Annotated in this window: 20 protein-coding genes and 4 tRNA genes; 17 read left to right on the plus strand and 7 right to left on the minus strand. The window is 47.2% G+C overall.

Annotation, left to right across the window (positions count from 1 at the left end):
* Nucleotides 1–470: 470 nt before the first annotated feature.
* Both PT300_05700 and PT300_05705 read left to right on the plus strand, forming a co-directional pair.
* Nucleotides 471–1,970, plus strand: coding sequence for a DASS family sodium-coupled anion symporter (locus PT300_05700; protein MDF7680131.1), 1,500 nt, complete (start codon nucleotides 471–473; stop codon nucleotides 1,968–1,970).
* Between the two features lie 998 nt (nucleotides 1,971–2,968).
* A complete protein-coding gene (locus PT300_05705; GenBank protein ID MDF7680132.1) occupies nucleotides 2,969–3,217 on the plus strand; it encodes a hypothetical protein in 249 nt (82 codons plus the stop codon).
* A 366-nt stretch (nucleotides 3,218–3,583) separates the two neighbouring features.
* Here PT300_05705 and PT300_05710 read toward each other — a convergent pair whose 3' ends face one another.
* Nucleotides 3,584–5,953, minus strand: coding sequence for a TonB-dependent receptor (locus PT300_05710; protein ID MDF7680133.1), 2,370 nt, complete (start codon nucleotides 5,951–5,953; stop codon nucleotides 3,584–3,586).
* A 292-nt stretch (nucleotides 5,954–6,245) separates the two neighbouring features.
* On the opposite strand from PT300_05710, the gene PT300_05715 reads away from it, so the two are divergent.
* The 15 genes from PT300_05715 (at nucleotide 6,246) to luxS (ending at nucleotide 17,473) form a co-directional block, all read left to right on the plus strand.
* Nucleotides 6,246–6,590: a nitrous oxide-stimulated promoter family protein gene (locus PT300_05715; protein ID MDF7680134.1), complete on the plus strand. Its 345-nt coding sequence runs from the start codon at nucleotides 6,246–6,248 to the stop codon at nucleotides 6,588–6,590.
* 114 nt (nucleotides 6,591–6,704) lie between these two features.
* Entirely contained in the window at nucleotides 6,705–6,932 is a 228-nt protein-coding gene (locus PT300_05720) for a hypothetical protein (GenBank protein MDF7680135.1), read from the plus strand.
* Between the two features lie 11 nt (nucleotides 6,933–6,943).
* Entirely contained in the window at nucleotides 6,944–8,020 is a 1,077-nt protein-coding gene (mltB, locus tag PT300_05725; protein ID MDF7680136.1) for a lytic murein transglycosylase B, read from the plus strand.
* 161 nt (nucleotides 8,021–8,181) lie between these two features.
* On the plus strand, nucleotides 8,182–8,679 hold the full coding sequence (gene pncC, locus PT300_05730; GenBank protein ID MDF7680137.1) for a nicotinamide-nucleotide amidase: 498 nt from the start codon (nucleotides 8,182–8,184) through the stop codon (nucleotides 8,677–8,679).
* Nucleotides 8,680–8,757: 78 nt separating this feature from the next.
* Complete coding sequence (gene recA / locus PT300_05735; GenBank protein MDF7680138.1) at nucleotides 8,758–9,822, plus strand: recombinase RecA; 1,065 nt, start codon at nucleotides 8,758–8,760, stop codon at nucleotides 9,820–9,822.
* 68 nt (nucleotides 9,823–9,890) lie between these two features.
* Nucleotides 9,891–10,394, plus strand: a complete 504-nt coding sequence (locus tag PT300_05740) for a regulatory protein RecX (protein ID MDF7680139.1) — start codon at nucleotides 9,891–9,893, stop codon at nucleotides 10,392–10,394.
* Nucleotides 10,395–10,525: 131 nt separating this feature from the next.
* A complete protein-coding gene (gene alaS, locus PT300_05745) occupies nucleotides 10,526–13,156 on the plus strand; it encodes an alanine--tRNA ligase (protein MDF7680140.1) in 2,631 nt (876 codons plus the stop codon).
* Between the two features lie 251 nt (nucleotides 13,157–13,407).
* Complete coding sequence (gene csrA, locus PT300_05750; GenBank protein ID MDF7680141.1) at nucleotides 13,408–13,593, plus strand: carbon storage regulator CsrA; 186 nt, start codon at nucleotides 13,408–13,410, stop codon at nucleotides 13,591–13,593.
* Between the two features lie 266 nt (nucleotides 13,594–13,859).
* A tRNA-Ser gene (locus PT300_05755) sits at nucleotides 13,860–13,952 on the plus strand.
* Between the two features lie 4 nt (nucleotides 13,953–13,956).
* Nucleotides 13,957–14,033, plus strand: a tRNA-Arg gene (locus tag PT300_05760).
* Nucleotides 14,034–14,091: 58 nt separating this feature from the next.
* Nucleotides 14,092–14,168: transfer RNA gene (locus tag PT300_05765), tRNA-Arg, on the plus strand.
* 182 nt (nucleotides 14,169–14,350) lie between these two features.
* A tRNA-Arg gene (locus tag PT300_05770) sits at nucleotides 14,351–14,427 on the plus strand.
* A gap of 160 nt (nucleotides 14,428–14,587) precedes the next feature.
* Nucleotides 14,588–15,154, plus strand: coding sequence for a fructose-1-phosphate/6-phosphogluconate phosphatase (gene yqaB, locus PT300_05775; GenBank protein MDF7680142.1), 567 nt, complete (start codon nucleotides 14,588–14,590; stop codon nucleotides 15,152–15,154).
* Nucleotides 15,155–15,251: 97 nt separating this feature from the next.
* Complete coding sequence (gene gshA, locus PT300_05780) at nucleotides 15,252–16,811, plus strand: glutamate--cysteine ligase (GenBank protein MDF7680143.1); 1,560 nt, start codon at nucleotides 15,252–15,254, stop codon at nucleotides 16,809–16,811.
* Between the two features lie 146 nt (nucleotides 16,812–16,957).
* On the plus strand, nucleotides 16,958–17,473 hold the full coding sequence (luxS, locus tag PT300_05785) for an S-ribosylhomocysteine lyase (GenBank protein MDF7680144.1): 516 nt from the start codon (nucleotides 16,958–16,960) through the stop codon (nucleotides 17,471–17,473).
* Nucleotides 17,474–17,532: 59 nt separating this feature from the next.
* Here luxS and emrB read toward each other — a convergent pair whose 3' ends face one another.
* The 6 genes from emrB to nrdF form a co-directional block, all read right to left on the minus strand.
* Complete coding sequence (gene emrB / locus PT300_05790) at nucleotides 17,533–19,068, minus strand: multidrug efflux MFS transporter permease subunit EmrB (GenBank protein MDF7680145.1); 1,536 nt, start codon at nucleotides 19,066–19,068, stop codon at nucleotides 17,533–17,535.
* A gap of 14 nt (nucleotides 19,069–19,082) precedes the next feature.
* Nucleotides 19,083–20,255 (minus strand): multidrug efflux MFS transporter periplasmic adaptor subunit EmrA, encoded by a 1,173-nt coding sequence (emrA, locus tag PT300_05795; GenBank protein ID MDF7680146.1) that lies wholly within the window; start codon nucleotides 20,253–20,255, stop codon nucleotides 19,083–19,085.
* A gap of 123 nt (nucleotides 20,256–20,378) precedes the next feature.
* Nucleotides 20,379–20,906 (minus strand): transcriptional repressor MprA, encoded by a 528-nt coding sequence (gene mprA / locus PT300_05800; GenBank protein ID MDF7680147.1) that lies wholly within the window; start codon nucleotides 20,904–20,906, stop codon nucleotides 20,379–20,381.
* A 91-nt stretch (nucleotides 20,907–20,997) separates the two neighbouring features.
* Nucleotides 20,998–21,336, minus strand: a complete 339-nt coding sequence (gene ygaH / locus PT300_05805) for an L-valine transporter subunit YgaH (protein ID MDF7680148.1) — start codon at nucleotides 21,334–21,336, stop codon at nucleotides 20,998–21,000.
* Entirely contained in the window at nucleotides 21,326–22,009 is a 684-nt protein-coding gene (locus PT300_05810) for an AzlC family ABC transporter permease (protein MDF7680149.1), read from the minus strand. The genes ygaH and PT300_05810 overlap by 11 nt, the downstream gene beginning before the upstream one ends.
* Nucleotides 22,010–22,268: 259 nt before the next feature.
* Nucleotides 22,269–23,231 (minus strand): class 1b ribonucleoside-diphosphate reductase subunit beta, encoded by a 963-nt coding sequence (gene nrdF, locus PT300_05815; protein ID MDF7680150.1) that lies wholly within the window; start codon nucleotides 23,229–23,231, stop codon nucleotides 22,269–22,271.
* Nucleotides 23,232–23,236: the final 5 nt, after the last annotated feature.

Raw genomic sequence — 23,236 nt, forward strand, 5'->3', positions numbered from 1 at the left:
GGTCTTATTCGGCCGACGTTAACCGCAGGATAAAAAGTGCAGTATTCATTTAATATATCTGTAATCTTCTGTCAGCGATGTGATCTTCATGCTGGCGACGGTGTGGCTGATATCTTTGTTATATCAGATGGTCAGCCGCCCTCTTTTGTCGATAACGCTGGCCAACATGTTCCCCTGTTATCTGCGTTTATCGCCATGATTTCCTCGCATGATAATGTTGATTAATATTGAATAGATTTAATTTTAATTAAATTAATTTGTCATTATATTAATAAACTGATAATACATTGTGGGTCGGAGTAGCGGTATTGAGTGAAAAGTAAAATGAAATTTCACATTATGCGATCATTTTACTTACCTTTTATTCACTACCGTGTCTCTGTATACAACTATCAACGCCGCCTGCAGGATGACAGAGAGATCGTACAGGCGGCATTTTTATCTGCCATCTTTTCTCCAGTGAGGTGATTATGTCATCAGTTCCTGACAGAACCAGACAAAAGAGCAATATGATCCCGCATCCCGGATTATGGCTGGCGACGATTGCGGGTCTTAGTATTGTGTTTCTGCCTTCGGCGGAGCAATTACCGGTTGCCGGGCAAAATATGATTGCGATACTGGTATTTGCCATTATCGTCTGGATGAGTGAGGCAATGGACTATACCACCAGTGCGATTGTGATCGCCGTATTAATCATTTCTATGGTTGGCTTTGCGCCGGATATGCAACAACCCGATAGGATACTGGGGACGGCTAAGGCACTGAAGTTAACATTACCTGGCTTTTCCAGCCCCGCGCTGGCACTGGTGGCGGCGGCGATGTTTATTGCTGCCGCGATGACGATTACCGGGCTGGATAAACGTATTGCGTTGTTTACCATGTCAAAAACGGGAACCAGTAGTCGCCGGATGCTGACAGGAATTATCATCGTCACCCTTTTATTGAGTCTGGTGGTGCCCAGTGCTACGGCCCGTACTGCCTGTGTGGTGCCGATTATGATGGGGGTCATCGCCGCCTTTAAAATTGATAAACATTCCCGTCTGGCCGCTTCAATGGTCATTGTAGTTGCCCAGGCGACCAGTATCTGGAATGTGGGTATCCAGACTTCAGCAGCACAGAATCTGCTTTCTCTTGGTTTTATCAATAAAACGTTTGGCATCAATCATAGTGTCAGCTGGTTAGACTGGTTTCTGGCGGGGGCACCCTGGAGCCTGGCCATGTCTGTCGTGCTCTATTTTGTCGTGCGTAAACGCTTGCCGCCTGAAACGGAAATCATTGCTGGTGGCAGTGAGGCGATAAACAAAGCACTTCAGGATCTGGGATCAGCAACCGGTAAAGAAAAACGTCTGATAGTCATTTCACTGTTAATGCTTTTTTTGTGGGCGACCGGTGGAAAATTACACAACATTGACACGACTTCGGTTACGCTTGCCGGGCTGGCAGTCATGCTTCTGCCGGGGATGGGGGTGATGCGCTGGAACGATGTTGAACAGCGTGTACACTGGGGGACTTTACTGACCTTCGGTATTGGAATTAGTCTGGGATCGGCGTTACTTGATACCCATGCTGCCGCCTGGATGGCGGATTATGTCGTAAAAGGCTTTGGTCTTGATAGCTTATCGCCATTGGCGATTTTTGCGATTCTGTCTGCTTTTTTAATTGTTATCCATCTTGGATTTGCTAGTGCGACCGCGTTGACCTCCGCGTTATTACCGATCTTAATCAGTTTGTTAACCGGTTTGCCATCGGAACTGGGCGTGAACCCTGTCGGGATGACGATTTTACTGGCTTTCAGCGTCAGTTTTGGCTTTATTTTACCGATTAATGCCCCACAAAATATGGTTTGCCTGGGTACCGATACTTTCACAGCAAGGCAGTTTACGGATGTCGGACTTTGGCTCTCACTGGTGGGTTATCTGTTACTACTGATATTGGCGGCCACCTGGTGGAGGATGCTGGGTTTGATATAAAACAAACATATATCTTATTGAAATGATAGCGAATAATTATTATCAGGCACCCATAAACCTGTCAATATGATGTTGCTCATCATTTGTCATCCGCCATCATCCGGTCGGCTTGTTGCTGAGGTTGTTAAGTAATATGAATGAAAATAATGTCTTAATACGCTATGTTGAAATGTAAATAATTTTATTTAAAATTCAGCGTGCTACAGGAGTAATGATAAAAATAAGGTAATATCGCTGGTGTATATTCTGTATGGCCTGTCACTATTGTATTTGCCTGTGAGGTGCTTTATATACGATAATTGAGCAATATTTTACCGCTATATTAGCTTATGAAGTAATAAAACTGTTTCAGTTTAGTGTTTCTAAAGTATATGTTATGTAATAATTACATGATCATTAATTAACAAATATTGATTTTTGAGATGATATTATTTATAATCTGTTGATTAATTTTGGCTGTAAAGTTGAAAGCGACACTGTAAATTATTTTTAACTCATTGAATAACAAAATTAAATATAATAACAACTGATGAGGCGCTGTGGCGTAAAAAAGTTATTTTATGGATTCACAAATAAGCAAAATAACGGTAGATTCTGATGTGAAGCGGCTTTGTTGAATAAATAGATATTATGCTGCGTGCCTACAAAAACATCGGTCTTCCTCAACGTAAAATCAGAAGGTTAAGGTCAGGGTCGGAAGCTTCTCGCAGTAGAGACCAGCATTTATGACCAAAACAGGTGTGATAAAACAGCATGGTTCACTATTATTCAACAAAGCCATGTGAAGCATGAAAATCGATCAGGATAGAATCAGAAAACAATCTGTCCGTCAGGAACAACAGATGGCTTGGGTCATGATAAATATAATTTTTTCAAAAGAGTTGTGATGTTGAGAATGTTGTTTATATGTTAATCGGTAACATAGCCGCCGGGGTGATGTGCTCTTATGCCGAAAAATACAATATATATCAATCTGGTCACCCAGGGAGTATTTTTTTATGGATGATATCACTGAATATTGGACAACGGTTGTAAATTATGCTGAATACTACTCGCAATTTTTTACTACTCAGGATCCGATAGAGAAAGCGTTAATAGGTGGTGAACTAATACAAGTATGTAATGTAGCGGCAGCTGTTATCATATTTCTTGGCGTATATTACGAAAAACCATTTGTAGATATATTGTTCAGGACTTTTCCTGTATTAATATTGATTGTCTATATTTATCTAACAAAAAATCCTTAACCGCTTAGCATCTATCACATAAGGTGTTGCTGGCGCAGCCCATCTGATCGATAGTGCGGAGAAACCGCAGTATGTGAGGATTTTGGGCACTGCCGAGGGTCAGAATAGCAAGTAAATTAGCCTGATGGGTGAAACGCTTAATCTGTCAGGCGTTATCAATGTGAGTTAATAAAGTCACGGATCGGGCGCAGAGACGGCAGAATAGAGGTAGTACCTGAAGATTCCAGGTACTACCCTTTGTCAGTGCTGTCAATAATGAGAAGCAGGTACTTCCTGGATGGTTATTGACAACAAATAAAGCGTCTACTTCTGTCAAACACCTCTCCGCAATCTGAAATGCCGGAGAGGTTATCTATTGGCAAATCATCAGAAATCAATATTCAGACCCATTTGCCAGGTACGTCCTGGCATAACAGAGAGTGCTTTATTGTAAGCATCCTGATTAGTCGTTGTTTCAAGCGTACGGCTGCTCAGATAATCCCAGTATTTACGATCCGTGATGTTATAAACACCGCCATTTAAACGCACATTTTTAGCCACCTGCCACCAGGCCGTCCAGTCCAGCAGACCATAACCGGGAACCCGCATATACTCTTTCGTTGTCTGCGTTATCGCTGAACCGGTGTTAGGATAAGACTCACGACTGGTTGCCGTGGCGCGTTTGCCTTTAACAAAAGTCGCGGTCAGTGCGGTACCATAGCGTTTTGCCGGATCATCCCAGGCGATGCCAGTGATGGCCTTCATGGGAGCAACGCTGTCAATATCTACATATCTGTCGCCAAGGTAACTGGATTTCGCTTTCCCTTCATTATAGCCATAAGCAAGCGTCGCACTCAGACCATTAACCTCTTCAAACCAGGTGCCAAAGTTGAATCTGGAACTGATTTCCCCCCCATAGATAAAGGCGGAATCACGGTTTTCTGTCTGGAAGATGGTATGAATATTCGAGGGCACATGAGTGAAACGGTCTGGGTTATTGGCACGGGTATAACGGTTGTAGGCCATGAAGTTTTTGTAACTGTTGTAAAACAGCGCACTTCGCAGGGTGATCCCCTCAACCATTTCTCCTTTCATGCCCCACTCGACGTTATTGCTGGTTTCGGTATCTAAATCGGTATTACCGATAAGTGCATACTGCGCACGGTCAGCATAAGTGGAGTTCAGGTTCCAGGAGCCATATAACTGGCTGGCATTCGGAAATTCGGCCCCGCGCTTGTACTGTATATAGGTCATCAGTTGTGGGGTGATGTCATATTGAAATGCCAGTGAGGGGAGTGCCTGGGTATCGCTATTCTTACCGTACAGATTCGCGGCAGCGGCAGGGGTTAAACTGGTACTATTGGCCGACAGGCTTTGCAGATTCTGTGGCTTTGTCGACTGATAAACAACACGAACCCCAGGGATCACGGCAAAGTTATGGCTATCAATATCGAAATTGATTTTATCCTGAATGAAACCGCCTAATATATTACTGCGGCTATCCGCTTCTGGCTGCATGATTTTACCGGTACTGGCGGGTGCCGGTTCCTGGCTAAAGGGGCGTTTGGTTTTAACCGTGCTGGCATTTAACCCGGCGCTTAAATCGTGACGGTCAATTGATTTCATCAATGCTGTCTGGATACCCCAGGTATCCGTATCGTAACTGGAGGCATCGATTTCTGGCGTACCAGTACTGACGTTGGGCATATGTGTCCAGTCATGAGCTTCAGTATGCTGGTAATAGACTTTGGTTGACATATTGTCTAAGAAGGTATTCATCGGGGTCCAGTCATCTTTTACACTGACGCCCCAGCGTCGGGTCTGACTGGTTTGCTCCGCCCGCCCAAGAATGGTACTGCCGGAGCCATTCCAGCTATCGAAATGGGTATGGTTCGTTTTATGATAATAATCAAGGGTGCCGGTCAGTTTGTACTGATCGCTGGGTTGCCAGATGCCTGAAGTTAAAAATGCATCAGAGTGCCAGTTGGCTGGATAGGCGCTGAGTTCCTTGCTATTGGTTGTTGTTTCCTGACCATCACGACGACTGAAGACAAAAATGCCACGCAGATATTCATCTCCGGCGGCGGCAGTTATGCCGTTGTGCCAGCTACGATCGGCGGAATCATAACCACTGCGGTAACCAAATGCGCTGTTTTTCCCCGGATACAGATAGTTATCTGCTGATTTTGGCTGGAAGGAGACATTACCGCCAATCGAAGTGTTAGCCGTTTCTGTTGAAGTGGCACCGGACTGAATATCGACACTACTGTACATGTAAGGATCGATATAATCACGGCCGATACCAAAACTGTTAAGTCCGCCACGACCGGCGTATCCACGTCCGGTGGCATTCGGCTGTGCGATACCATCGACATCAATACTGACACGGTTGCTTTCAAGGCCGCGAATGTTATAGCCGGTATAACCGCCACGGTCAAAACCACTCTTGCCATTGCCGGAGCCGCCCGCGGCGCCTGTTGCGCTAATTAATGGTTCGTAGCGCATAATTGTGCCAAAATCATTGCCGCCCTTATCCTGCAGTTGCTGGGCGCTGAGTGAATGTTCGTTGCCTGCTTTCATTGTCAGCGCGGGAGCGGTAACGATCATCTGCTCGTTAGTGTCAGATGTGGTATCCCGATCTGGCGTGGGTGTTATGGTCTCTGATGCCGCTGAGCAGGGGTGATACAACGCTGCCAGCAAAGAGGTAACCAGTAAACTTTTCCTGAACCACATCGGTGATGGAGTGGATTTATGCATAGTATCAACTATCCCCTGATTCTTATTAGTATGCGCTCACATAATGCTTCCAGACTGATATTTTTATTTTTGCCAGTGAATTTTCAGTTTTCCTTCACCGGTGCTTACTGCTTGTATTTATAACAAAAATAATAATGATAGTGATTTTTATTTGCAACAGGATATTGGGATCTTGCGGAAGAATTTACCATTGAGATGAAGACGGTATCGGATCGGCAATTAAGAGAAAATCGCTATCTCCTGTGTTATAAAGGTCTATTATTTTTACATCTTTAATGGATAAGGAAGTACGATGACCGGGTCGCGGATAAAACGAGAAAAACGCACGATCCAAAAAATGATATTGCTTTATCAACATCGCAGTCCGGATGCTATCGCCGATGCTGAACATTATCAGACGCTAAATGATTATGCTGATAAGCGGCTGGATAAATGTATTTTTGGGGAGCAAAAACCTGCCTGTAAACAGTGCCCATTGCATTGTTACCAGCCAGCGAAACGTGACGAAATGAAGCAGATTATGCGCTGGGCTGGGCCACGCATGATCTGGCGTCATCCGCTGCTCACCGTTCTTCATTTGCTTGATGACCAACGCCCGGTTCCGGAACTTCCTGAAAAGTACCAGCCCAAAAAATAAGCGATCTTTTTATCCCGACAGTCACTGAGATATTGACCGGCATTGAGCCAGATTGCGGGGATCGGGTTCTTTTTTCACATTGATACTGACGGGAGCAGTTGGGAATTATCATGGATGAAAAGAAAAGCGGATCGGACAGATAACAGGATTGCTGCTTTCCTGCTGACACTGGTATGCTTATTATCAGCGTCTGATCACCCGCCACCGCCAGCCTGGACACGAACAGCGTGGAGAAGCCGCAGCGCACAGCGAGTGCGTAACGATTCCGGCCACTCCTGTGGGCCAGAATGGCAAGTGAAAGCGGTCAGGCATCAAGCCCTGTTTATTGCTGAAATTGATTAAATGGATGTCTCATGCTGAAGCGTTACTACCTTGCCTTATTTCCTCTGTGTATTCTCGTCGCCGCCTGTAGCGATAATTCGATGTTGACGCCGGAAAGCGAAACGGTGAAAGAGGGCGGGAAGTTTGTGCTGGAGCCACAACATAACGTGATGATCATGGAGGGGGATTTCGCTGGTAATCCGGCAGCAGAAAAGTTCATTAATGATATGGTGAACAAGCATGGTTTTGACCGACAGCAACTGCATGAAATACTGTCTCAGGCGAAAAATCTGGATTATGTTCTGCGTCTGATGGATCGCCAGGCACCGGCTAAACCCACGGTATCGGGACCGAATGGTGCCTGGTTACGCTACCGGAAACAATTTATCACCGCTGATAATGTGCAAAATGGCGTCGCGTTCTGGGATCAGTATCAGGATGCGCTTAACCGTGCGTGGCAGATTTACGGTGTGCCACCGGAAATTATTGTTGGCATTATCGGTGTTGAAACCCGCTGGGGACGGGTGATGGGCAAAACCCGGATTCTGGATGCGCTGGCAACACTTGCCTTTAATTATCCCCGACGTGCGGAGTATTTCACCAGCGAACTGGAAACCTTTCTGTTAATGGCACGCAATGAACAGGATGATCCCATGGATCTTAAAGGCTCATTTGCTGGTGCGATGGGATACGGTCAGTTTATGCCCTCTTCCTACAAACAGTATGCCGTAGATTTTAATGGTGACGGACATATTAATTTATGGGATCCGGTGGATGCAATTGGTAGTGTGGCGAACTATTTTAAGCAGCATGGCTGGGTGAGTGGCGATATTGTGGCCGTCCAGGCACAAGGTAAGGCAGCCGGAATGGAACATGGCTTTAAAACCCGCTATAGCCTTTCACAACTTGCGGCAGCGGGGCTGATACCAACCCAGTCACTACGGCATCATCAGCAAGCCAGCTTACTGAGACTGGATATGGGCAGCAGTTACCAGTACTGGTACGGATTACCGAACTTCTACACCATCACTCGTTACAATCACAGTACCCATTATGCGATGGCTGTCTGGCAGCTGGGTCTGGCGGTGGCACAAGCACGTACCCGATGATCTTTTGCGCCAACTCCTTCATATAATGATGCGCCATTGCCAGGACAGCGCTGTGTCGTCGCCTGTTCTGCGACGTTTGTCGTAAATTAATCACGCCATCATGACATGGCCATCAAAGATGCTATCTTTGATGGCTTTCTTCTGACAGAGGTGAGGTAATAATGACCGATCTGGAATTGATGCAACTGAGCGAACGAGTTGGACTGAAGCTTAAAGCTCAGGGGGCGACGGTCACCACCGCAGAATCCTGTACCGGTGGCTGGATCGCAAAAGTGTTAACCGATATCGCCGGGAGCTCCGCATGGTTCGCCCAGGGTACAGTCACTTACAGTAATGAAGCCAAATCACAGCTACTGGGTGTCAGCAAAGAGACCTTACGGATATACGGTGCGGTCAGCGCAGAAGTGGTTGCTGAAATGGCCGCGGGTGCATTGCGTGTAGCCGGTGCCACCTATGCCATTTCGGTCAGTGGTATCGCCGGGCCAGATGGCGGTAGTGCTGAAAAGCCCGTTGGTACAGTCTGGTTTGGCATCGCGGGAGATAATGGACAAAGCATTACCCAATGCGAACGCTTTGTTGGCGGGAGGGAGGCAGTGCGCCGTCAGGCCACGGCATATGCACTACAATTTCTCTGGCGACAATTTTTACAAAATGCTTGATACTGTATAGCTATACAGTATAATCATGGCTAAAGAATAGAATTTATCCTGGTTCATCCCTGGTATGAAGGAGTCATAATGGCTATCGATGAAAATAAACAGAAAGCGCTGGCGGCAGCACTGGGCCAGATTGAAAAACAGTTTGGCAAAGGTTCCATCATGCGTTTGGGTGAGGATCGCTCTATGGATGTTGAAACGATATCCACAGGGTCACTTTCACTGGATATCGCGCTGGGGGCGGGCGGCTTGCCGATGGGACGTATCGTTGAGATCTACGGCCCTGAATCTTCCGGTAAAACAACCCTGACCTTACAGGTCATCTCAGCTGCGCAACGTGAAGGTAAAACCTGTGCATTCATTGATGCGGAACATGCGCTAGATCCTGTTTACGCCCGTAAACTGGGTGTCGATATCGATAATCTTCTATGCTCTCAACCCGATACCGGTGAACAAGCGCTGGAAATCTGCGATGCGCTGGCGCGCTCTGGTGCAGTGGATGTCATCGTCGTCGATTCCGTTGCCGCCCTGACACCGAAAGCAGAAATCGAAGGCGAAATCGGTGATTCTCACATGGGGCTGGCAGCCAGGATGATGAGCCAGGCCATGCGTAAGCTGGCTGGCAACCTGAAACAGTCCAATACACTGCTGATCTTTATCAACCAGATCCGTATGAAGATTGGTGTCATGTTCGGTAATCCGGAAACGACGACAGGGGGTAATGCGTTAAAATTTTATGCCTCTGTACGCCTCGACATCCGCCGTATTGGTGCGGTCAAAGAGGGTGAGAGCGTGGTGGGCAGCGAAACCCGTGTGAAAGTGGTCAAAAATAAAGTGGCTGCACCGTTTAAACAAGCGGAGTTTCAGATCCTGTATGGCGAAGGGATTAATTTCTTTGGCGAACTGGTTGATCTGGGCGTGAAAGAGAAACTGATTGAAAAAGCTGGTGCGTGGTACAGCTACAATGGTGATAAAATTGGTCAGGGCAAAGCGAATGCGATTACCTGGCTGAAAGAGAATCCCGCCGCCGCAAAAGAAATTGAGCAAAAAATTCGCGAGCGGTTGCTGAACAATCAGAACACAACGCCAGACTTCGCGATCGATAATAACGGCGAGCATGCTGAAGAAACTCCGGAAGATTTCTGATGGTGTGCTGAAAAGAATCGACAAGGGCTGCAATGTAGCCCTTTGTTTTTTTGATTACTGAGGCACTTGTGACTGAACTTTTACCGCGCCAGGACAGCGCTGCCTCCTGTTTGCGGGAGCGTGCGGTGCGTATTCTGGCGCTACGTGACCATAGCGAACAACAATTACGGCGTAAACTGGCTACACCAGTATGGAATAAAAACGACCTGAAGAGCGTCCCAGTGACGCCAGAAGAGATAGATAACATTATCCACTGGTGTTTCGCCAACCATTATCTGGATGATGAGCGCTTCGCGCGCCAGTTTATTGTCAGCCGTAGCCGTAAGGGCTATGGCCCCGTGCGTATCCGCCAGGAACTTCAGCAAAAGGGTGTTGACAATAACATCGTGGATATTGCCATACGGGCATGTGATATTGACTGGATTGCGCTCGCGAAAGAACAAATACAACGCAAATATGGGCAAACTCTGCCGACAATGTTTTCCGAAAAGGTTAAAATACAGCGTTTTTTGCTGTATCGTGGCTTTGTTATGGAAAATATTCAGGATATCTGGCGAAATTTTGTAGATTGAGCTGTCAGGGATTTTACTTCCCTGTCAGGAAAACTTATCTTATTCCCATCTTATTTTCGTAAGGAATCCTGCTGGCTGAAGAGATGTATCGGTGGCCAGCAATATCTTATTAGCTTGATTTCAGGACAATTATGAGCAAGAGCACCGCGGAGATCCGTCAGGCGTTTCTCGACTTTTTTCACAGTAAGGGGCATCAGGTTGTTGCCAGCAGCTCCCTTGTACCTCATAACGACCCAACGCTATTGTTTACCAATGCGGGAATGAACCAGTTTAAAGACGTTTTTCTGGGGCTTGATAAACGTCATTATTCACGCGCAACGACAGCACAACGGTGTGTACGCGCGGGGGGTAAACATAACGATCTGGAAAATGTTGGTTATACCGCGCGCCATCACACCTTCTTTGAAATGCTGGGTAACTTCAGTTTTGGTGATTATTTTAAGCAGGATGCTATCAAATATGCATGGGAGCTCCTGACCGGGGAAAACTGGTTTGCGTTGCCAAAAGAGAAACTGTGGGTAACCGTCTACCAGTCTGATGATGAAGCGTTCAATATCTGGGCGAATGAGGTCGGCATCCCTCATGAACGCATTATTCGTATCGGCGACAACAAAGGCGCTCCCTACGCTTCTGATAACTTCTGGCAGATGGGCGATACGGGGCCATGTGGTCCTTGTACAGAAATCTTCTTTGATCACGGTGATCATATCTGGGGAGGGCCACCAGGTAGCCCGGAAGAGGATGGCGATCGTTATATTGAGATCTGGAATATCGTCTTTATGCAGTTTAATCGCCAGGCGGATGGAACGCTGGAACCCTTGCCGAAACCATCGGTTGATACCGGTATGGGGCTGGAACGTATCGCCGCTGTCTTGCAGCATGTCGATTCCAATTATGACATTGACCTGTTTCGCACCCTGATTGCGGATGTTGCCAAAGTGATCGGCACAACTGACCTGAGCAGCAAATCATTGCGGGTGATCGCTGACCATATACGCTCTTGTGCATTTCTTATCGCCGATGGTGTTCTGCCATCGAATGAAAATCGTGGTTACGTTTTGCGCCGGATAATTCGCCGCGCGGTACGGCATGGCAATATGGCGGGCGCCAGAGATATTTTTTTCTGGAAGCTTGTGGCGCCATTAATTGAAGTCATGGGAGCGGCAGGGACTGATCTACGAAAACAACAAGCACAGGTTGAGCAGGTTCTTAAAACCGAAGAAGAGCAATTTATTCGTACCCTCGATCGTGGTCTGGCGTTACTGGATGAAGAACTTGCGCAACTGAAAGGTGACACACTCGATGGTGAAACCGCTTTCCGTCTGTATGATACCTATGGTTTTCCGCTTGATCTGACTGCTGATGTTTGTCGTGAACGTCATATCAAAGTTGATGAAGCTGGTTTTGAACGGGCGATGGAAGCACAGCGTCGTCGGGCGCGTGAGTCCAGTGGCTTTGGTACAGATTATAATGCGATGATTCGCGTCGATGGCAGTTCGGTATTTAAAGGGTATGATCAGCAGCAACTGGATGCGAAAGTCAGCGCACTGTTTGTCGACGGTAAAGCAGTTAACCGTATCGAAGAAGGGCAGGAAGCGGTCGTTATCCTTGATCAAACGCCGTTCTATGCGGAATCAGGGGGGCAGATCGGCGATAGCGGTGAGCTGACAGGAAACGGCTCCTCCTTCAGGGTTCGTGATACCCAGAAGTATGGCCAGTCTGTTGGTCATATCGGTAAACTGATCCGTGGTACGTTACAGACAGGCGATGATGTACTGGCTGAAATCGATAATGTCCGCCGTCAACATATCCGCCTGAACCACTCTGCAACCCATCTGATGCACGCTGCCTTGCGCCAGGTCCTGGGAACTCATGTGGCCCAAAAAGGTTCTCTGGTCAATGATAAAATGTTGCGCTTCGACTTCTCTCATTTTACCGCCATGACGCCACAAGAGATTCGCGCGGTGGAAGATCTGGTTAATCAGCAAATTCGTCACAATCTACTCATTGATACCACGATCATGGATCTCGATACGGCAAGAGAGAAAGGGGCGATGGCGCTGTTTGGCGAGAAATATGATGATCGTGTTCGTGTTCTGAGCATGGGCGATTTTTCTACTGAACTATGTGGTGGAACACATGCCTCACGTACAGGCGATATTGGCCTGTTCCGGATTATTTCAGAATCCGGTACAGCTGCAGGTGTTCGTCGCATTGAGGCGGTCACGGGAGAAAATGCGATTGTAAACATGCATGCGCAAAGCGATATTATCAGTGATATCGCCCGCCTACTCAAGAGTGACAGCCATAATCCTGGCGATAAACTGCGCACCATGCTGGAACGTACCCGTGTACTGGAGAAAGAACTGCAACAGCTGAAGGAACAGGCGGCGGCGCAGGTCAGTGTGAATCTCGCAAGTAAAGTGGAAGAGATCGGTAAGGTGAAGCTGCTGGTCAGCGAGTTACCGGATGTTGAACCGAAAATGTTGCGTTCTATCGTTGATGACCTGAAAAATCAATTAGGTTCAGTTATTATTGTACTGGCTACAGTCACTGATGGTAAAGTTTCCCTGATTGCAGGCGTTTCTCAGGATATGACCAGCAGAGTCAAAGCTGGAGAACTGGTCGCTATGGTTGCCCGGCAGGTCGGAGGGAAAGGCGGTGGTCGCCCTGATATGGCTCAGGCAGGTGGAACAGATGCGTCTGCGCTTCCTTCTGCGTTGGCTAGTGTAAAAAACTGGGTTACCGCTAGATTGCAATAGCTATCACTGAAATAACTATAGGCAACAGATGATGCTATTGCAGAATAGTGCTGTGTTACAATAAATGCACCTTTAATGATAAAATTGGGTTAAAATTATGTGCATCGGCTAAACTTAAATTTAACAGAATGTAATTTGATGGCGCTTATTGCTTAATGTATTTGTCATCGCTTACTTTTTGACGTTATATAATGATGGATAATGCCGGGATACATTAGACCCGACTCTTTTAATTTTTCAAGGAGCAAAGAATGCTGATTCTGACTCGTCGAGTTGGTGAGACCCTCATGATTGGCGATGAGGTTACGGTAACAGTTTTAGGGGTTAAGGGTAACCAGGTACGTATTGGTGTTAATGCTCCTAAGGAAGTTTCTGTACATCGTGAAGAGATCTACCAGCGTATACAAGCTGAAAAATCTCAGCCATCTGGTTTCTAAGACTTTCGCGCCTCATGAATTCATGAGGCGCACATCTTTTCAGTACAGTTAAAACTCATCGCGCGTCATATCACTTTTAGCACAAGTGGTTTTACAGAGCTAAAATTCTGTTTCCTGCTGTTTTTACAGGCTAATTGCACGGTAAGTATGCAAACGGAAAAAGGCGCCGAAAAATTGTTTGACTTATAAGTATCAGAAAGTAATATGTGCGCCACGCAGCCGAGAACAACAAAGTGCGTTCTTTGAAGCACTCGTAAGAGGCGTGTGGTGAGGTGGCCGAGAGGCTGAAGGCGCTCCCCTGCTAAGGGAGTATGCGGTTAAAAGCTGCATCCGGGGTTCGAATCCCCGCCTCACCGCCATTTTGCATCCGTAGCTCAGCTGGATAGAGTACTCGGCTACGAACCGAGCGGTCGGAGGTTCGAATCCTCCCGGATGCACCATTTTATCACTGTGTTTCATAGTGATAGCAGGATACGAATAGAGTCAGTTTTTTCAGATGCATCCGTAGCTCAGCTGGATAGAGTACTCGGCTACGAACCGAGCGGTCGGAGGTTCGAATCCTCCCGGATGCACCATCTTATTCAGTATCGCATTGATGATATCATTATGATCAATGAGGTCTTCCTGGCCTGCAGGATCGTTGTATCACAACCGCCAACAGAGTAATACAGCGCACCATATCTCATGGATGTCTGCTATTTTTAGTGCTTTCAGTCAGGGAAGTATTAACACACTGAATGCCATACTTCTTTTCTATGCATCCGTAGCTCAGCTGGATAGAGTACTCGGCTACGAACCGAGCGGTCGGAGGTTCGAATCCTCCCGGATGCACCATTCTCTCTTCCGCCTTTTTTGCGTTATGCACGTGAGTGCTATAATAAAAACATCTTTCTGAATTTCCGGTTATTCCTGCATTGCCAGGTGCTATCGACAGCGACAACATGTTTCTTTTACGCTAAAGTAGCGGTCACTTATCCATTTTTGAAGAATGATCATGTACGAACATTATGCCGGCCTGATTTTCGATATGGATGGCACACTACTGGATACCGAATCACTTCATTGCCAGGCGTGGCGGGAAGTGTTGGATCGCTATGGTATGCGTTTTGATGAGCCAACTATGGTTGCACTTAACGGTTCGCCATCATGGCGTATTGCCGAGGCCCAGATTGAATGGAATCAGACGACTTTCGATCCTCATCGCCTGGCGCAGGAAAAAACAGCTATCCTGAAAACGCTATCGCTGGACAATATACGACCTTTACCATTAATTTCCGTGGTTAAAGAGTGGTACGGACGCCGCCCCATGTCGGTTGGTACGGGCAGTGAAAGTGTCGTGGCGGAGGCGTTTTTAACTCATCTTGGTTTACGGCACTATTTCGATGCCGTTGTGACCGCTAATGATGTTCAGAATTACAAACCAGCACCTGATACTTTTCTGCTATGTGCTAAGCGTATGGGGGTGGCTGCAGAGAAATGTCTTGTTTTTGAAGATGCTGATTTGGGATTACAAGCGGCGAAGTTGGCTGGAATGGATGCAGTAGATGTTCGATTACTGTAAATGATGGCGATCACTATCAGCAATTATTGTGATGGTACTCATTTAACGTAATAACCATGATATTTATTCAAATGATTCTGACATGTGAGAGGTCAACTTGATTCCGGACGTATCACAAGCACTGAACTGGCTGGAAAAAAATCCGCAGGCTATTCAGGGTATCCAGCGTGGTCTTGAGCGTGAAACGCTGCGTATTAATGCCGATGGCTCACTCGCCACCACTCCTCATCCTGAGGCGATGGGTTCGGCGCTGACACATCAATGGATAACCACCGATTTTGCTGAAGCATTACTGGAGTTCATTACCCCCGTTGGCCGTGATATCGGGCATATGCTGACGGTTATGCGCGATATTCATCGCTATGCAGCACGTCATATTGGTAATGAGCAGATGTGGCCACTGAGTATGCCTTGTTATATTGCACCAGGACAGGATATAGAGCTGGCGCAATACGGAACCTCAAACATCGGGCGACTGAAAACGCTCTATCGTGAAGGATTGAAAAATCGCTACGGTGCGTTAATGCAGACGATTTCCGGCATACATTATAACTTCTCGCTACCGATGGCCTTCTGGCAGATAAAATATGGGGTTAAAGATGAGGAAAGTGGTAAAGAAATTATTTCAGCAGGTTATTTCCGCGCCATTCGTAACTACTATCTTTTTGGCTGGGTGATCCCGTATTTGTTTGGTGCTTCACCGGCTATCTGCTCATCTTTTCTGCAGGGAAGACAGACGACATTACCATTTGAGCAGACGCCAGAGGGGATGTATTACCTTCCCTATGCCACTTCGTTGCGCCTGAGTGATCTGGGGTACACCAACAAGTCACAAAGCCAGCTTGGTATTACCTTTAATGATCTGCATGAATATGTTGCTGGTTTGCAACGGGCAACAAAAACCCCCTCAGTAGAATATGCGCGTATTGGTCTCGAAAAAGAGGGAAAATATCGGCAAATCAACAGTAATATTTTGCAGATTGAGAATGAATTCTACGCACCAGTGCGCCCGAAACGGGTTGTTGATGGTGATGAGAAACCCTCTGAGGCGTTACTCCGTGGTGGGATAGAGTATCTCGAAGTCCGTTCCCTTGATATCAATCCGTTCTCGCCCATTGGTATTGACGAGCAGCAGATCCGTTTTCTCGACCTGTTTATGGTCTGGTGTGTGCTGGCTGAGGCACCAGAAATGAGCAGTGATGAATTGCTGTGTACACGGGTTAACTGGAATCGTGTGATCCTTGAAGGACGTAAACCGGGTTTAACTCTCGGGATTGGCTGTGAAAGCGCACAATTCCCGCTGGAAAAAGTAGGTAAAGATCTGTTCCACGATTTACGTCGTGTCGCACAGACATTGGATAGTGTTCACGGTGGCATAGAGTATCAACAGGTATGTGATCAACTGGTCAGCTGCTTTGATGATCCACAATTGACTTTTTCAGCGCGTATTTTACGTGTTATGCTCGAAAAAGAGGGAATTTGTAAAACAGGTAAATTACTGTCTGATCGCTACGCGACGCTATTACGACAAGAGCCGCTGGAAATTTTACATGAAGCAGACTTTCTTGCTGAGCGTGAGGCCTCGTTAGTGCGTCAGCAGAATATTGAAGCGCAAGATAAAGAACCTTTTGCTGTGTTATTAGCCAGATATGTGTAGTAAAATATCACCAAAAAGGCCATGTTCATGTAGCTTTGTAGCGCTGATTTGAGGAATATGATCAATGCAGGGCTTGTATCGGTCGATGATTCGCTGGAATGCCAGCCATTCATCCTGTTTTAGAAAAACACTATCGGAGGCAAAGAATGCCGTTGTTAGATAGCTTCACCGTCGATCATACTCGCATGAGAGCACCAGCAGTACGTATCGCGAAGAAAATGAATACACCACACGGCGATGAAATTACCGTTTTCGATTTGCGTTTTTGCGTTCCTAATCAGGAAGTGATGCCGGAAAAGGGTATCCATACACTGGAGCATCTGTTTGCTGGTTTTATGCGCGATCATCTGAACGGTAATGGCGTGGAAATTATTGATATCTCCCCAATGGGATGTCGTACCGGTTTCTATATGAGCCTGATTGGTTCACCCGATGAGCAACGGGTTGCGGATGCATGGAAAGCGGCGATGACTGATGTTTTGCAGGTTAAGGATCAAGCGCAGATTCCGGAACTGAATATTTATCAGTGTGGCACTTATACCATGCATTCACTGAAAGAAGCGCAGGAGATAGCCCGTCATATCATTGAACGTGGCATCCGCATCAATCACAATGACGAACTGGCTCTCTCTCAGGAAATCCAGCAAAAATTGCATCATTAAGTCAGAAGATAATAAAGGGATCAGCCGATCCCTTTATTATTACACCGATCTGTCTGCGCTTAATGCGCACCGCCACCACCGCTCGCACTAAAGGGAGGTTTGGCAAACCATACCAGTCCCAGTAATATCAGGAAGATACCTGCTGACATCCAGAAAACTTCATTTGCCGAGATAATCAGCCCCTGGTTAGTTATCTGTTGTGCTATCCAGCCCGATGCTTGTTGCTGGCTGAATCCCAGATCATGTAGCTGATCATAGAGCCGTTGCGCATTGGGGTTGTAGGGGGTAATGGCCTCTGTCAATTGCGCATGGTGCAGTGCCTCGCGATCACTCCATAGCGTCGTCGTGATGGAGGTGCCGATAGAACCTGCCAGCGTGCGGGCAAAATTTGACAGGCTGGAGGCGGCTGCCAGCCGGCTGGGCGGAAGACCAGAGAGTGTAATGGTCGTTAATGGCATAAAGAAGCAGGCTACGGCAAATCCCTGGATAAACTGCGGCCATGCCGATGCTGCGAAATTCATGCCGGGCTCAAAAGTCCAGGCGCGCCAGTAAAAACAGACGGCGTAAACAATAAAGCTAAAGGTGACCAGCCGACGCATATCAAGTTTATGTGCAAAACGGCCAATAATGGGCGTCAGGATCACCGGGATCACGCCAACCGGGGCGGAAGCGAGTCCTGCCCAGGTGGCCGTATAGCCATACACCGATTGCAGGAGTTGTGGCAGTAATACAATCGCACCAAAGTACAGCATGTAAGCGAGACTGATACATAAACAACCAATGGTAAAATTGCGCGATTTGAAGAGTGAGAGATCGACAATCGGATTGTCATCGGTCAGCTCCCAGACGATAAGGAAGCTGATGGAAATAACGGCAATAATCGTCAGAATAATAATCTCGTTAGAGGCAAACCAGTCCAGTTCTTTGCCGCGATCCAGCATAATTTGCAGGCTACCAATACCGATGACCAGCAAGGCCAGGCCAATGCTGTCGATTCGCCGCTTTTCCGTTTTGGTTTCACGATGGCGCAGGGTGTGTAATGTCATGGCGACTACCGCAATACCAATCGGGACATTGATAAAGAATATCCATCCCCAGTGATAGTTATCGCTGATATATCCACCCAGAATAGGGCCACCGATTGGCGCGACAATAACCGTCATCGACCACAGCGCCAGTGCGATAGACCGTTTAGCCGACGGATAATTGCTTAGCAGCAGACTTTGTGACAAGGGGATGAGCGGCCCGGCGACCAGCCCTTGCATCACGCGGCAGAAAATTAACATATTCAGGCTGCCGGAAATGCCACAGGCCCAGGAGGCGATAGCAAATGCGACGGTCGCCCACAGAAACAGTTTCACTTCTCCGACACGTTTAGCCAGCCAGCCGGTGAGCGGGATAGAGATGGCATTTGACACCCCAAAGGAGGTGATCACCCATGTTCCCTGGCTTAATGAGGCACCGAGATTACCGGCAATGGTTGGGATAGCGACGTTGGCAATCGTTGAATCCAGCACCTGCATAAATGTGGCAAGTGACAACGCAATAGTCATGATGACCAGTTGTGCCCCTTCCAGCGGTTTTTGCTGTTGCATGATGCTTTCCTGAATTATTCTGCGTTAGCCTGGATGAGCTCGTCGATCAGTTTATTGACCGGACCAAGGCTTATCTCGCGTGCATTGCTCTCATAAACCGGTGACTGGCGTGTCTGGCTGGCTAATACTTCGCCATTATGGTCAGTGGTATCCACTTTGACCACAGTGGAGAGGCCAATGCGCAGAGGATGGGCGGCGAGTTGTTTTTCATCCAGCGCGATACGTACCGGTAAACGTTGCACCACTTTAATCCAGTTGCCGGTCGCGTTTTGTGCGGGTAGCAGAGAAAACGCGCTTCCGGTACCCATATCCAGGCCGACTACTTTACCGGTGTATTTAACGTCATCACCGTAAATATCGCTAATAACGGTTGCTGGTTGCCCAATCCGCATGTGTGCCAGTTGTGTTTCTTTAAAGTTGGCGTCAATCCATAAATGGGTGGCGGGGACAACAGCCATCAACGGTGTCGCCGGGGTAATCTGAGCACCGGGCTGAACCGCGCGGCGGGAAACGTAGCCACTCATCGGGCTGACGATTTGTGTCCGTTGTAATGCCAGCCAGGCGTTACGTACATCCGTGGCGGCTTGCCGGACGGTCGGCTGTTGCTCAAGGTCGTTTTTCATAACGATAGCCTGATTAGCGTTGAGTTGCTGGATGGCAGCATCCAGCTCCGCCTGAGCGTTGGCGACCGTATCGCGCGCATGTTGCAGCTCTTCACGGCCAATCAGGTTAGAGGTTCCCAGCGGGATCCGGCGATCAAGATCAGCTTGCGCTTTTGCCAGCGCTGTTTTTCTGGCGTCGATATTTGCCTGCAGTTGCTTGCTGTTAATCATTTGCTGGCGTATCTGACGTACACTGATCGCAAGCTGCGTTTTGGCTTTTTCAAATGCCTGCAAAGCGTCAGTCTGATCGAGCGTGACCAGGGTATCACCTTGCTGTACAAAATCGGTATTGTCAGCCCAGACCTTTGTTACACTACCGGAGACCTGTGCCATAATCTGTACCTGATTACCCGCGACATAGGCATCATCCGTTTCTTCGTAATGACGCAGCACCAGAAACCAGTAAATACCGTAAGCGACGACAACAATAACAAAGAGTAATGTCAGTAATAAAAGAATACTTTTTCGTTTGTTTTTTTTGCTGTTCTGTTGCTGCGGCAATGTGTTCTCCGCATTTGCACCCATGTTATTTTCCACCCTAATGATGATTGAGAATTGGCTGAATAGCTTTATCAATCAGACAAAACCGTCGCTTTGTCTGACTTTAGTTATCAACTCAGAAAAAAATGTTATTCCGATCCCGGCTGACTATTGTGACTCTGCCTGTAGATCATCCCTTTCCATTTGCTCAAGGCGAGCCAGTAGTTTACGAACAATGCGCTCAAGTTGATCTTTTTCACTGGCATTTAAAGCAGACCAGAGTTGATGCAGGCTATGGTGTTGCGGAGGTAAAATCTCACGTAAAAACTGATGGCCTTTATCGGTAAGTTGCAGGTAAAGGCAGCGACGATCATTTTCACTTTCACGACGTTCAATCCAGCCGCGTCTTTCCAGTTCGTCAGCGATACGTGTCGCGTTGGTACGGGAAGAGCCCAACGCACAGCTTAATTCAGAAGGCTGAATACGATGATTGTCCTGAGATTCCAGAGTGATCAATGCCATGAAGAGCGTTTCGTTAATCCCTTGTGCTTTCAGTACATTATTCCGGTTTTCCAGCAGTTTACCCTGCATATGCATGCAGAGGCGCGTCAGCAGAACTTCCTCAAGCGGGAAATCGTGGCAGCGACTGGCACGGGATTTGAGCATTTGTTCAACAGGCGTAAACGAACTGTCCATCTTGACGGTAACCTCAGTAAATTCGATGGATATAATAACTATCGTGACAAATAAATCAAATCAATTATTGAATAAAATCGACAGCTACTTTTTATGGCAACATACTGATTTTCCATATGACGCCATAGGTTAATGAACTCAGTAATGTTGGCAAAACAATGCTGCGTGTTTTCCAGAATGTCACGCCTGATACGGCAAATCCGATGATTGCCGGTAACAGTTGATGATGATCGGCAAGGATTTGTGGCATGCAGGAAACGACCACCAGAGCGCAAATAGAGGTAATACCGATAGTATTAAGCAGAATAGTGACAATATGCTTATGACGAGCCTGGCGAATATATAATGTGTGCAGGCGCAGTGGCAGATAGCGAAACAGATAGTTCATGCCGCCTGCGACAAGGGCGATAACCAGAACCTCAATGCGCATCAGGCATCTCCTGTAAGAGGACCGGGATCAGTGCAGTCAGACAACCACAGATAATTCCGGTCAGAATAGCGGCTGGAATAGAAAAAAATATCACTCCTGCGAGTGCTCCCGTCAGAGCAGCCATTACACTGAGTGATTGCTTACGCTGGAACGAAGCCAACAGGAAACTCATAAACAGTGCCGGTAACATAAAGTTCAGCCCGGCTTCTATGGCAGGGAAGCCGGTTAATAAGCCATTTCCGGAGTAAGCCCCTGCCAGCGTACCCAGTACCCAGGCAATCCAGGAGGTGAGAGCGATACCCGTCATCCAGTTTTCACTCCAGCCTCGGTTATTACGGGACAATTTTACTGTCGCTGCGGCGAAGACTTCGTCAGTCAGACCAAAGGCCCAAAACGCTGTTTTTCTTTTGTCCAGTGGCTGAGAAATCCGGCTACGTAAAGAAGGTCCATACAGAATATGGCGGACGTCCATCGCCATAACAGTTAGTACCGCCACCCATAATGAACTTCCTGCCGCCAGCATCGTGGTGATCACAAACTGGCTGGCACCCGCATAGATAATGCAGGAGAAAAGCAGACTTTCCAGTGGTGTGAATCCCAGCCGGGTTGCATTGAGACCAAAGGCAAAAGCGACCGGGATATAGCTAATGACAATCGGCAGGCTGTCTTTCATCCCTTCAATAAAGGTGGATTCATTCAGAGAGATGGCCGAGGACAAGGTGGTTGATTTTTTCTGTTTTTTCATAACGGTACGCGGATGTACTGCGATATCATCCAGGGTGATTTATCTTACAATGATTATCTGTTTTTACACCCTGATAAGACCTGATGGCAAACGATAAATATTGTGGGGACGCTATACGGTGTGCCGCTGATGAATGCGCATTCGGGACAGCTGGCACACCGTGGAAGGTGGTCGCGGGTAAAGTTTTTCAAAAATTCCAGTCATTGTCAGCGGTTTCTTCAGTTTTTCCTATGATATAGGAGGAACCTGAACCGGAGAAAAAATCATGGTTTTCATCGGCATTCGGTGATAAGGCTGCCAGAATAGCGGGATCGACCATCGCCATCTCTGGCGGAAATAATGCCTCATAACCAAGATTCATCAGCGCCTTATTCGCGTTATAGCACAGGAAAGCGCTAACCTTATCAACCCATCCACTGTCTGCGTACAGATCCTGCGTGTAGGCCAGTTCATTATTATATAAATCCAGCAGAAACGTGCAGGCAAAATCCTGTAATTGCCGTTTTTCTTCGCTGCTCGCGGTTAATAATCCTTTCTGGTATTTATAACCGATATAATAACCATGCACGGCCTCATCGCGGATGATCAGGCGAATCAGATCGGCGGTATTAGTCAGTTTACCGCGACTGGAAAAATAAAGCGGTAGCCAGAATCCGGAATAAAAAAGAAACGATTCGAGAAATACACTGGCAATTTTCTTTTTGAACGGATTATCGGCGTGGTAATAGCTCAGGATAAGTTCAGCTTTGCGTTGCAGGTGTTGATTCTCTTCACTCCAGGCGTAAGCCGCATCCACTTCCTGACTCTGGCACAAAGTAGAAAAAATCGCACTATAGGAGCGGGCATGAACGGCCTCCATAAAGCTGATATTAGACAGTACTGCTTCTTCATGAGGTGTTAATGCATCGGCCATCAACGCCGGAGCACCGACGGTATTCTGAATGGTATCCAGCAGGGTTAATCCGGTGAAAACACGAATGGTGAGCTGCTGTTCTGAGGCTGTCAGCGTTTGCCAGGCCGGAATATCGTTGGACAGGGGGACTTTCTCCGGCAACCAGAAGTTACTGGTCAGCCGATTCCAGACTTCCAGATCCTTATCATCGATGATTTTATTCCAGTTGATAGCGCTGACAGGCGATAAATGGGGCATTCTGT

The sequence above is a fragment of the Enterobacteriaceae bacterium ESL0689 genome, assembly GCA_029433525.1.
Lineage (GTDB): Bacteria > Pseudomonadota > Gammaproteobacteria > Enterobacterales > Enterobacteriaceae > JAQTIF01.

Bases quoted from the DNA above. Each gene is read 5' to 3' on its own strand.
- PT300_05700 (MDF7680131.1), top strand. From the start codon at position 471: ATGTCATCAGTTCCTGACAGAACCAGACAAAAGAGCAATATGATCCCG.
- PT300_05705 (MDF7680132.1), top strand. From the start codon at position 2,969: ATGGATGATATCACTGAATATTGGACAACGGTTGTAAATTATGCTGAA.
- PT300_05710 (MDF7680133.1), bottom strand. From the start codon at position 5,953: ATGCATAAATCCACTCCATCACCGATGTGGTTCAGGAAAAGTTTACTG.
- PT300_05715 (MDF7680134.1), top strand. From the start codon at position 6,246: ATGACCGGGTCGCGGATAAAACGAGAAAAACGCACGATCCAAAAAATG.
- PT300_05720 (MDF7680135.1), top strand. From the start codon at position 6,705: ATGAAAAGAAAAGCGGATCGGACAGATAACAGGATTGCTGCTTTCCTG.
- mltB (MDF7680136.1), top strand. From the start codon at position 6,944: ATGCTGAAGCGTTACTACCTTGCCTTATTTCCTCTGTGTATTCTCGTC.
- pncC (MDF7680137.1), top strand. From the start codon at position 8,182: ATGACCGATCTGGAATTGATGCAACTGAGCGAACGAGTTGGACTGAAG.
- recA (MDF7680138.1), top strand. From the start codon at position 8,758: ATGGCTATCGATGAAAATAAACAGAAAGCGCTGGCGGCAGCACTGGGC.
- alaS (MDF7680140.1), top strand. From the start codon at position 10,526: ATGAGCAAGAGCACCGCGGAGATCCGTCAGGCGTTTCTCGACTTTTTT.
- csrA (MDF7680141.1), top strand. From the start codon at position 13,408: ATGCTGATTCTGACTCGTCGAGTTGGTGAGACCCTCATGATTGGCGAT.
- yqaB (MDF7680142.1), top strand. From the start codon at position 14,588: ATGTACGAACATTATGCCGGCCTGATTTTCGATATGGATGGCACACTA.
- luxS (MDF7680144.1), top strand. From the start codon at position 16,958: ATGCCGTTGTTAGATAGCTTCACCGTCGATCATACTCGCATGAGAGCA.
- emrB (MDF7680145.1), bottom strand. From the start codon at position 19,068: ATGCAACAGCAAAAACCGCTGGAAGGGGCACAACTGGTCATCATGACT.
- emrA (MDF7680146.1), bottom strand. From the start codon at position 20,255: ATGGGTGCAAATGCGGAGAACACATTGCCGCAGCAACAGAACAGCAAA.
- mprA (MDF7680147.1), bottom strand. From the start codon at position 20,906: ATGGACAGTTCGTTTACGCCTGTTGAACAAATGCTCAAATCCCGTGCC.
- ygaH (MDF7680148.1), bottom strand. From the start codon at position 21,336: ATGCGCATTGAGGTTCTGGTTATCGCCCTTGTCGCAGGCGGCATGAAC.
- PT300_05810 (MDF7680149.1), bottom strand. From the start codon at position 22,009: ATGAAAGACAGCCTGCCGATTGTCATTAGCTATATCCCGGTCGCTTTT.
- nrdF (MDF7680150.1), bottom strand. From the start codon at position 23,231: ATGCCCCATTTATCGCCTGTCAGCGCTATCAACTGGAATAAAATCATC.